Origin of the sequence: Terrisporobacter muris, from assembly GCF_024621905.1 — a bacterium.
GTDB classification, from domain to species: Bacteria; Bacillota; Clostridia; order Peptostreptococcales; family Peptostreptococcaceae; genus Terrisporobacter; species Terrisporobacter muris.
Genome location: NZ_JANKBY010000015.1, coordinates 1 through 13,648, shown reverse-complemented (window position 1 = coordinate 13,648; position 13,648 = coordinate 1). Strand labels below are relative to the sequence as shown.

Here is a 13,648-nt window from a genome sequence, read left to right as displayed (position 1 = left end):
TTATATATTAGCATAATTGATAATAATTATCAATAACTTAATATGAAATAAAATTTGCCATAATATTTTCAAGCTATACAGATTTCTTATTAGTGATAAGGTTCCCCCACTGTTTGTGTTCCCCCTAAATTACTAGTTCCTAAGAATAATTGGTTTGAAGAAATTCTAAATTTAAAGAAACTAATATTATAATCAATTAGTAGTCTCTTTAAATTATAATCTTTATCGCTAATTTTAATTCCTTTTGGAATTTTAAATAAAACATCTTTTTGATCCCCTGGATCTATGCCCAATATCTTATTTTCATCCCACAAGTCCTCTTCTTGACCTCTTATATAAAACTCGCCAACATTATTACCTTCGCCTTCATAATCAAATGAAAGTCCCATATCATATAACGATGCTATTTGATCTGTATTATTTTTTACAGTTACATATATAGTGTAACTATACTTATCTTCTATATATTTGTTATATGTAATTAATATATCATTTTCCATCTCGTCAGAATTTGATATATTATTGGTCGTAATTGCAAAAAATCCAATTAATAATAACAATGATATACATATTATTAGACTAGCTTTTATAAACTTTTTATTCATTATTCTTTCCCCCTAGCTTGCTATTTCCTTTTTAATATAAATTTTAATTGATATAAACATAGATACTAAATAAGCAATCATAGCTAACGCAGATTTTATAATTAAGGTTTTATCTCTTAAAATATCTACTTCTCCTGTATAAGAGAAATATATACCCTTTATTCCTTTACTAGAAATTAAAACTATTATGCATATTGCTATTATTAAATTAACTATTACATAAGATTTTTTATATCCGTATTTAAACATCAACGGCAATAATATAGATGCTAATAATAACAATAGTATTACTATCATCAATACTGAATCTAAATCAAAAAATTCTATTTTCCAAATTGAATTTATAACCTTTGAATAAACAAATGTAAAAATTAAAGAAACCATTATTACTATTGTAGAAAATAAATATTTACTATAAACTATATCCTCTTTTTCTATTGGTAAGCTATTAAAAAAATAATCACATTTATTAAGTTCATCTATTTGAAAACTTCTTAAAATAAATATATAGCTTATAAAAAACGGTACTGCTATTGGTATTGTAGGTAATAATATTAAAGAAAATAAAATAATACCTATTAATAATTTTATTACAGATTTTATATCCGGTTTAAAACAGGCCATTAAATCTTTTTTTAATAAATTAATCATTTTCTATCTCCTTCCCATAGTAATAGATAATATCTTCTAAATCAGCTTTTTGAATATTTTCATTTTGTAGATTATCGTTTTTATCTACTATTAAACCTTCGCTATAATAGGCTGTATCTTTTCTGTTTATAATCATCTCACTTATACTATCAAGCTCTTCCTTACTTCCTTTAATAACTTTATAATTTTCACTTATTTTATCTTTATCTTCACTGAAAACTAATTCCCCATTGTTTATAAAAGTAATATAATCTGCCGATCGACTTAGATCTTGTATAATATGTGTTGAAATTATAACACTTTTCTCCCCATCCTCCAGCTCTTCTTGTAATATATGTATCATTTCTTTTCTAAAAATAGGATCTAATCCTGATGTTGGTTCATCTAAGATAAGTAGTTTCGCATCATGTGAAAGTGCCTTTGCAAGCATAAGTTTTATGCTTTGACCCTTTGATAAATCCCTTATTCTTAGATTTTTATTTATTTTGAACTTTAACAAATAATTTTCAAATTTTTCTTTGTCAAAATTTTTATAAAATGCTGAAACTGTATTCATAAAATCGCTTACTTTTAGATTTTCATAGAAGTATAAATTATCATAAACAAATCCTATATTTTCTTTAAACTCTTTAGGATTTTCAGAAATATTTTTACCTTTAAAATAAATTTTACCTTCATCTGGTTGTAATAGACCCATAATCAATTTAATTAAAGTTGTTTTTCCTGAACCATTAGGACCCATTAGCCCCATAATAAATCCTTCTTCTAAATTGAAAGATATATTATTTAGTTCGAAATTATCAAATTTCTTACTTAAATTTTCTACCCTTAACATATTATTCCCCCTCGTATAAGCTTTCTAAAGTTAAAATTAACTGTTCTTTTGTTATCCCTATCATATTTGATAAATATATAGCTTCTTCTAATTTTTCTTCTATTTCTCTCATTTTAGCTTCAAATACAATTTCTTTATTAAAAGCTGATACAAAACATCCTTTCCCTGGAATTGTATTTATTAATCCTTGTTTTTCTAGCTCTTCATAAGAACGTTTTGTTGTTATAAAACTTATACCTAATTCTTTTGCCAAAGCTCTCATTGAAGGTAACATTTCATTTTCATTTATTTTTCCACTTAATATCTCATCCTTTATTTGATTTACTATTTGCAAATAAATAGGTAAATCAGAATTACTTGAAATAATTATTTTCATAAGCCCTCCTTTATTTATCTTTAATATCTTTATTTCTTATACTTTCCACAGTTATAAATATGTATCTAAAAATCACTATTAAAACAATAGGGGTAAACATTACTAGCAATATATTAATTAACTTAAACAAACTACCTAATGAGCTAAACATATATTTTTCCTCCTTATATATATTGTATCAACTGTATAAGTATATATTATACAGTCGATACAATATATGTCAATAACTAAATTTTTTAGCAATAAAAAATTCGCTTAGCTCATATCGTCAACGGCTTCGCCCGTTACTCAAATAACAAAGTTGGAAATTATACGTTATCCATAGAACAGATAACATATAGTTCCCTTACAATAAAAAAAGATCCCTAAGGATCTTTCTTTGAAATATTTATTTTATTGCGAAGAACTTTTTAGCATTTTCTTTAGTTGCTTCACAAACTGTTTCATAAGAAACGCCTTTTTCAACAGCTATTGTATCAGCTACAAACTGAACCAACGAAGGATCATTTCTCTTTCCTCTATGTGGTGTCGGAGCCATATATGGTGAGTCAGTTTCTATAAATAACCTGTCTAAAGGAATTTCTCTAGCAACCTCTTTAGTCTTTTTGTTGTTTTTAAAAGTAACTGTTCCAGATAAAGATATATAACATCCCATCTTAACATATTCTCTAGCTAACTCTATATTTCCGCTATAACAATGTAATACACAACCTATCTCTGGGCTTTTATACTTTTTGATTATTTCAAAAGTATCTCCGTGAGCATCTCTATCGTGAATTATTATAGGTAATTTTAATTCATTAGCTAGTTCAATTTGTTTTATAAACCATTCTTTTTGAACTTCTCTTGGAGAATTATCATAGTAGTAGTCTAATCCTATTTCTCCTATAGCAACTACTTTTTTATTTTCTGTTGCTAATTTTCTAAGGGTATCAATAGCTATTTCATCTAGTTCTCCCACATCGTGAGGATGAACTCCTACTGCTGCATATATAAAATCGTATTTATTAGCAAGTTCTATACTTTCTATAGATGTTTTTATACATGCACCTGGGTTTACAACTAAATCTACACCTTTTTCTTTAAGAGAAGAGATTAACTCTTCTCTATCTTCATCAAATCTCTCATCATTTAAGTGAGCATGTGAGTCGAATAACATAAGTTTATCTCCTTATCTAACTTCACAACCATCATTTGCTCCAGTAGCAACTGGAACTATTAAATCGTCTCCGTCATTTCCTGCAGCAAGTATCATACCTTGAGATTCAACACCTCTTAATTTAACTGGTTTTAAGTTACATACTACTATAACATCTTTTCCAACCATTTCTTCTGGCTTATACCATTTAGCTATTCCAGATACTATTTGTCTTGTTTCTGGTCCTAATTTAACTTGAGAAACTAAAAGTCTATCTGCTTTTGGATGTTTTTCACAAGATAATATTCTACCAACTCTTAATTCTACTTTATCTAATTCTTCTATTCCTATGAATTCTTTGTGCTCTAATGGAGCTACTTCTTCTACTGTTTCTGTTTTTTCTGCAAATAACTCTTCCAATTCTGCTACCTCTTTCTCAATGTCTAGTCTTGGGAATAAAGCTTGTCCTTTGTGTACTTTTGTTCCTGGTTTAATTAAACCAAATGTAGTTGTACTTTCCCAATTTGTTAATTCTTCTTGTCCTGCTATTCCTATTTGATCATATATTTTGTTAGCAGTTGTATTCATTATAGGGTTTATTAGTGTAGCTATTATTCTTATAGATTCACATAAGTTATATAATACTGCATCTAATTTACCTTTATTAGCTTCATCTTTAGCTAAAGCCCATGGCATAGTTTCATCGATGTATTTGTTTGTTCTTCTTACTAATTTCCATACACCTTCTAATGCTTCATGGAATTGCATTTTATTCATTTGTTCTTCGAATATTTCTCTTGATAATTTAGCTTGTTCTTTTAAGCTTGCATCAAATTCAGTTCCTTCTACAGCTTCTGGTATTATACCATCATTGTATTTTTCTACCATTGATACAGTTCTACTTACTAAGTTTCCTAAATCATTAGCAAGATCCGTATTTATTCTTGTTACAAAGTTTCTGTGAGTATAACTTCCATCTTGTCCAAAAGCAAATTCTCTAAGTAAGAAATATTTAAGTGTATCTATACCATATCTTTCTATCATTGGTTCTGGATATACTATATTTCCTTTTGATTTACTCATTTTATCATTTCCAAATAATATCCATCCGTGACCATATACTTGCTGTGGTACTGGTAAGTCTAAAGCCATTAATAATGCAGGCCATATTATTGTATGGAATCTCATTATTTCTTTACCAACAACTTGTATATTTGCTGGCCAATATTTTTTCATTTCAGAATCGTCTTCTGATAAGTATCCAAGTGCTGTGATGTAGTTACATAAAGCATCTACCCAAACGTATATAACGTGTTTTTCATCAAAAGGTACTTTTATACCCCAGTCAAATGTAGTTCTCGTTACACATAAATCTTCTAGTCCTTTATCTAAGAAGTTAGCAACCATTTCATTTTTTCTTGATTCTGGGAAACAGAAGTTAGGGTTTTGGAATAATTCTCTTAATCTATCTTCGTATTTAGATAATTTGAAGAAGTAAGCTTCTTCTTTAGCTAAATAAGTTTCCCTACCACAATCTGGACACTTATCTCCTTCTAATAATTGAGATTCAGTCCAGAAACTTTCACATGGAGTACAGTATCTTCCTTCATATTCACCTTTGTATATGTCACCTTGCTCATATAATTTAGTAAATATTTTTTGTATTATAACTTTATGTCTATCTTCTGTTGTTCTTATGAAATCATCATAAGATATATCCATAGTCTTCCATAAATCTTTTATTCCAGCTATCATTCCGTCTAGGTATTCTATTTCACTTACACCTTGCTCTATAGCTTTCTTTTGAATTTTTTCACCGTGCTCATCTGTTCCTGTTAGGAATTTTACATCATAACCACAGAATCTTTTAAATCTAGCCATAGCATCAGTTGCTACAGTAGTATAAGTATGACCTATATGTAATCTACCACTTGGATAGTATATAGGAGTAGTTATATAAAACGTTGGTTTAGTCATTTTTATTTCCTCCTTGTGTGTTATTATTTTGATTTTTATAAATAAAAAACTCGCCACTATGGAAGTCCATAGGGGCGAGATTATTCGCGGTACCACCCTAATTTATCTATTATACAATAAAAAAATCTAATTTCTCAAATAGATATCTTAGTAGACTGTAACATGTCTAAATGTTTTATCCTAAATTACTTCGGATAAAAAGCTCCAAGGCCATCTTCAGTAATTCTTTTAGCACTAGCTTTCACCTAACCTAGCTCTCTGTAGAAAAAATCCTTACTTACTCTTCTCTTCTTAGCTTTTATTCATATTTAATTTTAAAATATGTATTATATATTATTCTCAAAATAAAAATTTTGATACAAATATTAATTAATTCTTTGGATATATTAGCTCTACGAATTTTTAGTACTATGTTTTTAATTTTAGTAAATTTATATTTTATTGTCAACAATTATAATTCATGTTAATAAAAATTCAATTATATTAACCTTATTTCTAAATGTTGAAAAAGATTGTTACACAAAGTAGTATCAAAACAAATTTTTTATTTTATAAAATAAGATAACAAATATAAACTGATGCCAATACCCCTACTATATGACATAGTAACGAACAAAATAAAGTATATCCCGTATCTTTTATTTTTAAACTTCCATAATAAATTGCCATAGTATAAAAAATTGTTTCTGATGCACCAACCATAGTTGAGCCCATCTGCTCTGTAAGCGAATCAATCCCAACTCGTTGAATAAGTTCTGCATATACACCAAGTGCTCCACTTCCAGATAAGGGCTTTACAATTATAAGTCCTATTAATTCTTTTGGTATGTTAAGTATAGCCGCCACTGGCGAAAATAGGTACTCCAAAACTTCTATACCCCTTCCTGATTTAAATATGCCAATAGCTAAAAATATTCCTATTATATAGGGTAATATGTTCCATGCCGTTTTTAACCCCTCTATAGCTCCATTTATAAAACTTTCGTATATATCTATATTCTGTTTTTTACCATAAATAACAATAAATAAAATTATTACAGGTATGGCTATATTAGAAAAATAATCTAACAATTATCTATACCTCCTTTGTAATAATTTACAACCTACAACTCCTACTATTGTTGATATAATTGTTGCAAATAAAGTTGTTAAAATTATGGAATTAGGATTTGTGCTACCTGCATCCATTCTTATTTTTAGCATGGTAAAAGGAATTAGTTGTATGGATGAAATATTTATAACTAAAAACATTATCATATCAGGAGAGGCTTTTTTCTTATTTGGATTTAATGTCTGTAATTCCTTCATAGCTTTCAACCCAAATGCTGTAGCTCCATTTCCTGCTCCTAGCATATTTAATACCATATTCATAACCATATAAGACATAGCTTTGTGATTTTTAGGAACGCTTGGAAATAACTTTTTCATCAATGGGCTCATTTTATCTGCTATTTTATCTATTAATCCTGAATCTTTTGCAATATTCATTATACCCATCCAAAGTGCCATTACACTTGCTAAAGTTATGGCAAATTCAATAGCCCTTGTCCCTTCATTTAATATAGCTTGATTTGTCTCTGGTAAATTGTTAAAACATATGCTTCCAACTATACCTATGACTATCATATAAAACCACAATTTATTAATATGAATCCCCTCCTTTAAACCATTTTATGATGTATACTTAAAATAAATGATGTGTTATTTTATAATACTCTACATATACTTTATGCTTGAAAGTTAGGGTATATTATGTTTTAGTATAAGTATAAGGTTTTTTAATTTATTTAAATGTTTAAGGAGAAATACCATGAGAAATTTAACGCTTCTTACTGATTTGTATCAATTAACTATGTTAAATGGATACTATGAGAAGAATATTCATGAGGACATCGTAATATTTGATATGTTCTTCAGGAAAAATGCTTGTAATGGTGGGTATACTATTATCTGCGGTATCGAACAATTAGTAGAATACATAAACAATCTTCACTTTTCAGATGATGATTTAAAATACTTAAAAAGCCTAGATTTATTTTCTGATAAATTCTTAGACTTTTTAAAAAACTTCAAATTTACTGGGGATATATATGCTGTAGAAGAAGGAACTATAATGTTCCCAAAAGAACCTGTTATAACAATTAAGGCACCTTTATATCAAGCTCAATTAATAGAAACCGCTTTACTTACAATAGTGAACTTCCAATCACTAATTGCTACTAAAGCTTCTAGAGTTTGTTATGCTGCTGGAGAAGATGCTGTTTTCGAGTTTGGGCTTAGACGTGCTCAGGGCCCAGATGCAGGTACTTATGGAGCAAGAGCTGCCGTAATAGGAGGATGTGCTGGAACTGCCAATGTATTAGCTGGGAAAATGTTTGATATTCCTGTAGTTGGAACACAAGCTCATAGCTGGGTTCAAAAATTTGACAGTGAACTAGAATCTTTCCGTGCTTATGCTGATGTCTATCCAGACAAGTGCTTATTATTAGTTGATACATATGATGTACTAAAAAGCGGTGTTCCAAATGCTATAAAAGTGTTTGATGAGCTAAAAGCTAAAGGACACAAGCCAATGGGAATTAGAATAGATTCCGGTGATTTACAATATCTATCCGTTGAAGCAAAAAAATTATTTGAAGAAGCTGGCTATACAGATTTAACTTATACAGCTTCTAATGATTTAGATGAATATACTATTGCTAGCTTAAAATCAAGTGGTGCAGCAATAAATTCTTGGGGCGTTGGTACAAAATTAATTACATCAGCTGAATCTCCATCTTTAGGAGGAGTATATAAACTAGCTGGCTCTTATAATGGGGATATCTTAATTCCTAAAATAAAAGTTTCTGAAGAACCAGAAAAAATAAATAACCCAGGATTTAAAAAAGTAGTAAGAATATATAATGAAGATAATATGGCCGAAGCTGATTTAATCATGCTTCATGATGAGAAAATCGATACAACTAAGCCATTAACAATTTTTGATCCTACATATACTTGGAAACAAACAACTTTCCATAACTACACAATAAAGGAACTTCAAAAACCACTATTCATAAATGGTGAGTGTAAATACGTTTCTAAAAGCGTTAATGAAGTTAAAAAGTATGTTAGTGAACAATTTAGTACTCTTTGGGATTCTTATAAAAGATTTTCTAATCCTAAAAAATATAAAGTTGATTTATCGGACAACCTTTGGACACTAAAATCTGACTTGCTAGATTCTAAAAAACACTTATAATATACATTATAATAATTAAAGGGGGCCTATCAATGGATGTAACAGATTACAGAATCATAGAAATTTTACAAAAAGACGGTAGAATTTCTATGAAAGATTTAGGGAAAATAGTAGGATTAACTTCTCCTGCTGTTTCAGAAAGAGTAAAAAGATTAGAAGAGTCTGGTGTTATAGAAGGATATAAAGCTATAGTTAACCCAGATGCTTTAGGAAGAGTGATAAAAGCCTTCATACATATATCGCTACCTAGTGATAAGTATGACGCATTTTTAGAGGCTGCTAGACAGGATCCTAGAATAGTTGAATGTCATCATGTTACTGGAGATGACTGCTCTCTTCTAAAAGTTATTGTAAAAGATATGTATGAATTAGAAAATGTTATTGATGGTATTAAGACAATTGGCTCAACAAAAACATCAGTAATACTATCAACACCGATACAGTCAAAAGCTATTCTGTAATAAAAATTCGATTCGCTTAAGCCACTGCGTGACGCTATGAAATTTTAGGCAACGACCTTTGCTCAAATTGAATAAGTTTGAAATTAAAAAAGATGTATCCTTCTAATATTAAAAGGATACATCTTTTTTATATTTATATATATATACTGTTAAAACATAATAAATATATGATTTTAAAATCTCTTCATCTTCTTTTGGTTCTAATAACATTTTAGTTGCAGTAATATCAGCAAACCCAAGTAACATTAGTCCGATAACATCATCTTGTAATTTATCAAACATCTCCTTTAATACTTCATGAGATGCATTACTTTTTTTATAAAGAGTCAAGAGATACATATGATATCTAGTGTAGTTATAAAGTAATTCTATGGATTTTTGAGATAAGTTAAGGTTTTTTCCTACTTCTATGGCAATATCTCCACTAAACTTTTCATGTCCTTTAAAATGTATTCTTCCATTTTCGTCTACAGTCTTTGCCTTTGATTTTCCTATATCATGTAAAAAAACACCTAGTTTTAATAAATCTAAAACTTGTATATCATCTTCTACTATTGTATTTAAATATTTCCATATACATTCATTTAGATGAGTTGGAAAGTTTTTTTCCCTTATAAGCTTTTCAAATTCTTCTAATGCATAAATGGTATGGCTAAAGCAATCTACTTTATGATATTTGCACTGTCCAACTTCTTTCATACTCTTGACTTCTGGTATTATACTTTCTAAAATTCCACTTTCATTTAGCTCGCATATCTTTTGGCATGTATTATTACTTTTTATAGCATTAATCATCTTAAGTCCATTCTCCATAAAATCACCCCGTCTCTTGTCTATAAGTCTAATACTTGCTTGTAAACAACATCTTTTTTTAATTTTCTTTCTCTACAAACAACCTTTATAGCATCCTTCTTACTCATACCATCCTCTAAAAGAGCTTCTACATACTCTCTCTCATTTAAATCACTGTAATCATTGGCTAAAGTTTTTTCACCTTTAAATCCATCAACTATTAAAACAAATTCGCCTTTAACATCTTTTTCATTAAATAGATTTATAACTGTTTCAATATCTTCTCTTATTACTTCTTGGTATTTCTTAGTAAGTTCTCTATTAACTGATATTTCTCTATTCCCAAATACTTTAAGCATATCTTTTAAAGTATCTTTCAATCTATGAGGTGATTCATAGAAAATCATAGTTCTTTCTTCTTCTTTAACTTCTTCTAATCTACTTCTTCTTAATTTTTTATCTCTATCTAAAAAACCTTCAAAAGCGAATTTATGAGTATTCATCCCAGAGCCAACTAGTGCTACAACAAATGCTGTTGCTCCTGGTAATACATCTATTTCTATATTATGCTCAATTGCTAACTTAATTAAATCCTCTCCTGGGTCAGAAATTCCTGGCATTCCTGCATCACTTATCAACGCTATATTTTCACCTTCAAGCAATTTATTTATTAAATATATTCCTTTTGAATCTTTGTTGTGCTCGAAATAACTTGTAAGTGGTTTAGATATTTCAAAATGATTTAATAATTTTACACTATGTCTAGTATCTTCTGCTGCTATTAAATCAACTTCATTTAAAACTCTTAAAGTTCTATATGTTATATCCTCAAGATTTCCTATAGGTGTAGGACATATATATAATTTTCCACTCATTATTATTCTCCTATATCTTCATTCGCATATATTTCTTCTATTTCTTTTGTGTAGTTTCCATCTTTATCATAAACATATAAAGGATCTAATATTTTTAGCTCTGGTCTACCATCTTTTGTAAACTCAACTAAAACTAAATTAGGCGCCTTATTTGCTCTTGGATGTACAAATTGAATTACCTTTGGCTCTAGGTTATATTTTCTACCTAAAGTAACTATATCAACCAATCTTATTGGTCTGTGTATCATAAAGAACTTTCCTCTAGGCATAACAAGTCTTGAAGCAGCTCTTATTACATCTTCTAAATCACAAAGTACCTCATGTCTAGATATAGCTTTCTTATCATTAGGATTTTGTATACCATTCATATGCATATATGGTGGATTAGAAGTTGCCACATGATATCCATGTACTTCTAATTGCTTGTCTATAGTTTTTATATCACCTTTTACGATTTCTACTCTCTCTTGTAAATCATTTAGTTTAACTGTTCTATTGGCCATTTCCCATACTTCTTCCTGTATTTCCACACCAACAATTTTTTCAGCTTCACTTTTTCCAGCTATAAGTACTGGTATTATTCCTGTTCCCGTGCCTAAATCTACAACTTTAGCTCTCTTTTTTACTTTAGCAAAATTAGCTAAAAGAACTGCATCTATTCCGAAACAAAATCCATTTTTGTCTTGTATAACTTTTAATCCTTTTAATTGTAAGTCATCTATTCTCTCAGTGTCTTTTAATTTTACTTCCATGTACTTCTCCTTTACAATAATAGTAGGGGAATTAAAAAATCCCCCTATACTTTAATCCTCTAATTTTTTAAGTTCTTTTAATGTAGCTATATCTATATCTAAATCTTTTCCTTTTCCACAACCTTCACATTTCTTAGGTGCTTGAAGTACTTTTATTTCATCCTTCATGCAAACTCTTATAGTTTTATCATTAAACTCTACCTTAGCTTGTTCTAATAAAGGGTTTGTCTCTATAACTCTACCTTTATTACCTTCTACTTTTACTATTGCTCCCACTGGTGGAACTTTTTCTATAGCTTCCACATAAACATCGTGCTCATATTTTAAACAACAGAAAAGTCTTCCGCATATTCCTGATATTTTAGTTGGATTTAATGATAAACTTTGATCTTTTGCCATCTTTATTGATACTGGTTGGAAGTCTCCTAGCCATGAAGAACAACAAAGGCTTCTTCCACAAGGTCCAAGTCCACCTATTGACTTAGCTTCATCTCTAACCCCAATTTGTCTTAACTCTATTCTTGTCTTGAATATCGCAGCCAAATCTTTAACTAATTCTCTAAAATCTATTCTTCCTTCTGCTGTGAAGTAAAAAATTAATTTATTTCTATCAAAAGTATATTCACAATCTATTAAATACATTGTAAGTTCGTGTTCTTTAATTTTTTGTAAGCATAGTTCAAAAGTTTCTTTGGCCTTTTCTTTATTTTCTTTATATATCTTAGTATCTTCTTCTGTAGCAATTCTTATGATGGGTTTTAATGGTGAAACTAAACTTTCTTCGTCTATTTCTTTCTTTCCAACAACAACTGTTCCGTATTCCAATCCTCTTGCAGTCTCAACTACAACATCCATATCCTTTTCTATTTCAAAATCAACTGGATCAAAGTAATATATTTTCCCTGCATTTTTAAATCTTACTCCTACAATATTTATCATTTAATCACCTCATATATATTCAAAGACATAACTTGTATACTTACATTAAAGTTACAATTACCTTTTATTTTTATCTTAGTATCTTCTATTATATCAATAATCTTAGATACCTGAGAATATGTAATTTTACTGCTCATATTTTGTATAAATACTATCTTATCAGCATTTATTATCATATTTTTATCTACATGCTCTTTGCAAATCATTATATCTCTAAAATAATTTATCATCATATCAAGCACAGCTATACTTTCACTCTTATACTTTTCCATCTTACTAGGTATATCGAGAATTTCAACCATATTCTTACTTAATATTGTTTCTATATAATTTTGAACGCTTTCTTTCATTTCATAAAAATCATTAGAACTAGATAATTCTAAAGCTTTTTTCATGCTACCTCTAGAAAATGCTGATAGAAGGTTTGCTCTATTTTCTTCTACTCCTTGACTAATTAAATAGTTTTTTACTTCAACAAAAGGAATTGGTGTAAATTTTACTACTTCACATCTAGATCTTATAGTTGGTAATAAACTTTCTTTATTATTAGTAACAAGAATAATTATAGCATATTCAGGTGGCTCTTCTAATGTTTTTAACAATGCATTTTGAGCTTCCACAGTCATTTTTTCTGATTTATCTATTATATAGATTTTGTATTTCTTATGCGGTTTAATTACAATATCTGATTGTAAATTTCTTATTTGAGCTATCTTTATACTATTACCATCAGGTTTTACTCTTATACAATCTGGGGCATTTTCAAGATGAGGTGTTTCAAGAAGTATCTTTGCCAATTCATTAGCAAAAGTTTCTTTTCCTATACCTTCAATTCCTTCAAACATATATGCATGATTTACTTTGCCCTTTTTTATAGAGTTCGTCATATACTTCTTAGCAAACTCTTGTCCTTTTATATTTTCAAAATACATATCTATTTTCTCCACAGAGTAATTTTTTATTTTTGTAGTAATTATCTTATATTATAACAAATAATTAACTTATT

General features: G+C 28.8%; 16 protein-coding genes and 1 other annotated feature. Of the genes, 2 read left to right on the top strand and 14 right to left on the bottom strand.

Annotated elements, in window-relative coordinates:
- Positions 1 to 89: 89 nt before the first annotated feature.
- The 9 genes from NSA58_RS02540 to NSA58_RS02500 all read right to left on the bottom strand — a co-directional run bounded on the left by NSA58_RS02540 (position 90) and on the right by NSA58_RS02500 (position 7,208).
- On the bottom strand, positions 90 to 605 hold the full coding sequence (locus NSA58_RS02540) for a hypothetical protein (protein WP_039680486.1): 516 nt from the start codon (positions 603 to 605) through the stop codon (positions 90 to 92).
- A 12-nt stretch (positions 606 to 617) separates the two neighbouring features.
- On the bottom strand, positions 618 to 1,256 hold the full coding sequence (locus NSA58_RS02535) for an ABC-2 transporter permease (RefSeq protein ID WP_039680487.1): 639 nt from the start codon (positions 1,254 to 1,256) through the stop codon (positions 618 to 620).
- Entirely contained in the window at positions 1,249 to 2,091 is an 843-nt protein-coding gene (locus tag NSA58_RS02530) for an ABC transporter ATP-binding protein (RefSeq protein ID WP_039680488.1), read from the bottom strand. Before NSA58_RS02530 ends, NSA58_RS02535 begins: the two co-directional genes overlap by 8 nt.
- Position 2,092: 1 nt before the next feature.
- Complete coding sequence (locus tag NSA58_RS02525; protein WP_039680489.1) at positions 2,093 to 2,467, bottom strand: GntR family transcriptional regulator; 375 nt, start codon at positions 2,465 to 2,467, stop codon at positions 2,093 to 2,095.
- Positions 2,468 to 2,477: 10 nt separating this feature from the next.
- The gene (locus tag NSA58_RS02520; protein ID WP_161791927.1) at positions 2,478 to 2,618 is read right to left on the bottom strand and encodes a hypothetical protein; all 141 of its coding nucleotides are present in this window, start codon (positions 2,616 to 2,618) and stop codon (positions 2,478 to 2,480) included.
- Between the two features lie 237 nt (positions 2,619 to 2,855).
- Positions 2,856 to 3,626, bottom strand: a complete 771-nt coding sequence (locus NSA58_RS02515) for a TatD family hydrolase (RefSeq protein WP_039680490.1) — start codon at positions 3,624 to 3,626, stop codon at positions 2,856 to 2,858.
- A 12-nt stretch (positions 3,627 to 3,638) separates the two neighbouring features.
- Positions 3,639 to 5,588: a methionine--tRNA ligase gene (metG, locus tag NSA58_RS02510; protein ID WP_257560011.1), complete on the bottom strand. Its 1,950-nt coding sequence runs from the start codon at positions 5,586 to 5,588 to the stop codon at positions 3,639 to 3,641.
- 61 nt (positions 5,589 to 5,649) lie between these two features.
- Positions 5,650 to 5,884: a binding site (T-box leader), on the bottom strand.
- 247 nt (positions 5,885 to 6,131) lie between these two features.
- Positions 6,132 to 6,653 carry a spore maturation protein gene (locus tag NSA58_RS02505; protein ID WP_039680492.1) on the bottom strand — a complete coding sequence of 174 codons (522 nt, stop codon included), beginning with the start codon at positions 6,651 to 6,653 and terminating at the stop codon, positions 6,132 to 6,134.
- On the bottom strand, positions 6,654 to 7,208 hold the full coding sequence (locus NSA58_RS02500) for a nucleoside recognition domain-containing protein (RefSeq protein ID WP_039680493.1): 555 nt from the start codon (positions 7,206 to 7,208) through the stop codon (positions 6,654 to 6,656).
- 184 nt (positions 7,209 to 7,392) lie between these two features.
- Between NSA58_RS02500 and NSA58_RS02495 the strand changes: the two genes are divergently transcribed.
- Together NSA58_RS02495 and NSA58_RS02490 are read left to right on the top strand one after the other, a co-directional pair.
- Positions 7,393 to 8,823, top strand: a complete 1,431-nt coding sequence (locus NSA58_RS02495) for a nicotinate phosphoribosyltransferase (protein WP_039680494.1) — start codon at positions 7,393 to 7,395, stop codon at positions 8,821 to 8,823.
- Positions 8,824 to 8,855: 32 nt separating this feature from the next.
- Positions 8,856 to 9,284, top strand: a complete 429-nt coding sequence (locus NSA58_RS02490) for an Lrp/AsnC family transcriptional regulator (protein WP_039680495.1) — start codon at positions 8,856 to 8,858, stop codon at positions 9,282 to 9,284.
- Positions 9,285 to 9,392: 108 nt separating this feature from the next.
- Here the strand turns inward: NSA58_RS02490 and NSA58_RS02485 are convergent, their stop codons facing one another.
- The 5 genes from NSA58_RS02485 to NSA58_RS02465 are packed head-to-tail and all read right to left on the bottom strand — an operon-like array spanning position 9,393 to position 13,574.
- Entirely contained in the window at positions 9,393 to 10,097 is a 705-nt protein-coding gene (locus tag NSA58_RS02485; protein WP_039680496.1) for a tRNA nucleotidyltransferase/poly(A) polymerase family protein, read from the bottom strand.
- A gap of 20 nt (positions 10,098 to 10,117) precedes the next feature.
- Positions 10,118 to 10,951 carry a 16S rRNA (cytidine(1402)-2'-O)-methyltransferase gene (gene rsmI / locus NSA58_RS02480; RefSeq protein ID WP_039680497.1) on the bottom strand — a complete coding sequence of 278 codons (834 nt, stop codon included), beginning with the start codon at positions 10,949 to 10,951 and terminating at the stop codon, positions 10,118 to 10,120.
- 2 nt (positions 10,952 to 10,953) lie between these two features.
- Positions 10,954 to 11,703 carry a tRNA1(Val) (adenine(37)-N6)-methyltransferase gene (locus tag NSA58_RS02475; protein WP_039680498.1) on the bottom strand — a complete coding sequence of 250 codons (750 nt, stop codon included), beginning with the start codon at positions 11,701 to 11,703 and terminating at the stop codon, positions 10,954 to 10,956.
- A 51-nt stretch (positions 11,704 to 11,754) separates the two neighbouring features.
- Positions 11,755 to 12,642, bottom strand: coding sequence for a PSP1 domain-containing protein (locus NSA58_RS02470; RefSeq protein ID WP_039680499.1), 888 nt, complete (start codon positions 12,640 to 12,642; stop codon positions 11,755 to 11,757).
- On the bottom strand, positions 12,639 to 13,574 hold the full coding sequence (locus NSA58_RS02465) for a DNA polymerase III subunit (RefSeq protein ID WP_039680500.1): 936 nt from the start codon (positions 13,572 to 13,574) through the stop codon (positions 12,639 to 12,641). The genes NSA58_RS02470 and NSA58_RS02465 overlap by 4 nt, the downstream gene beginning before the upstream one ends.
- Positions 13,575 to 13,648 lie beyond the last annotated feature (74 nt).

Excerpts from the sequence above, each read along its gene's own strand:
- NSA58_RS02535 (WP_039680487.1), bottom strand. The coding sequence starts at position 1,256 with ATGATTAATTTATTAAAAAAAGATTTAATGGCCTGTTTTAAACCGGAT.
- NSA58_RS02515 (WP_039680490.1), bottom strand. The coding sequence starts at position 3,626 with ATGTTATTCGACTCACATGCTCACTTAAATGATGAGAGATTTGATGAA.
- rsmI (WP_039680497.1), bottom strand. The coding sequence starts at position 10,951 with ATGAGTGGAAAATTATATATATGTCCTACACCTATAGGAAATCTTGAG.
- NSA58_RS02465 (WP_039680500.1), bottom strand. The coding sequence starts at position 13,574 with ATGTATTTTGAAAATATAAAAGGACAAGAGTTTGCTAAGAAGTATATG.
- NSA58_RS02525 (WP_039680489.1), bottom strand. The coding sequence starts at position 2,467 with ATGAAAATAATTATTTCAAGTAATTCTGATTTACCTATTTATTTGCAA.
- NSA58_RS02500 (WP_039680493.1), bottom strand. The coding sequence starts at position 7,208 with ATGATAGTCATAGGTATAGTTGGAAGCATATGTTTTAACAATTTACCA.
- NSA58_RS02490 (WP_039680495.1), top strand. The coding sequence starts at position 8,856 with ATGGATGTAACAGATTACAGAATCATAGAAATTTTACAAAAAGACGGT.
- NSA58_RS02530 (WP_039680488.1), bottom strand. The coding sequence starts at position 2,091 with ATGTTAAGGGTAGAAAATTTAAGTAAGAAATTTGATAATTTCGAACTA.
- NSA58_RS02485 (WP_039680496.1), bottom strand. The coding sequence starts at position 10,097 with ATGGAGAATGGACTTAAGATGATTAATGCTATAAAAAGTAATAATACA.
- NSA58_RS02475 (WP_039680498.1), bottom strand. The coding sequence starts at position 11,703 with ATGGAAGTAAAATTAAAAGACACTGAGAGAATAGATGACTTACAATTA.
- NSA58_RS02540 (WP_039680486.1), bottom strand. The coding sequence starts at position 605 with ATGAATAAAAAGTTTATAAAAGCTAGTCTAATAATATGTATATCATTG.
- NSA58_RS02520 (WP_161791927.1), bottom strand. The coding sequence starts at position 2,618 with ATGTTTAGCTCATTAGGTAGTTTGTTTAAGTTAATTAATATATTGCTA.
- NSA58_RS02495 (WP_039680494.1), top strand. The coding sequence starts at position 7,393 with ATGAGAAATTTAACGCTTCTTACTGATTTGTATCAATTAACTATGTTA.
- NSA58_RS02470 (WP_039680499.1), bottom strand. The coding sequence starts at position 12,642 with ATGATAAATATTGTAGGAGTAAGATTTAAAAATGCAGGGAAAATATAT.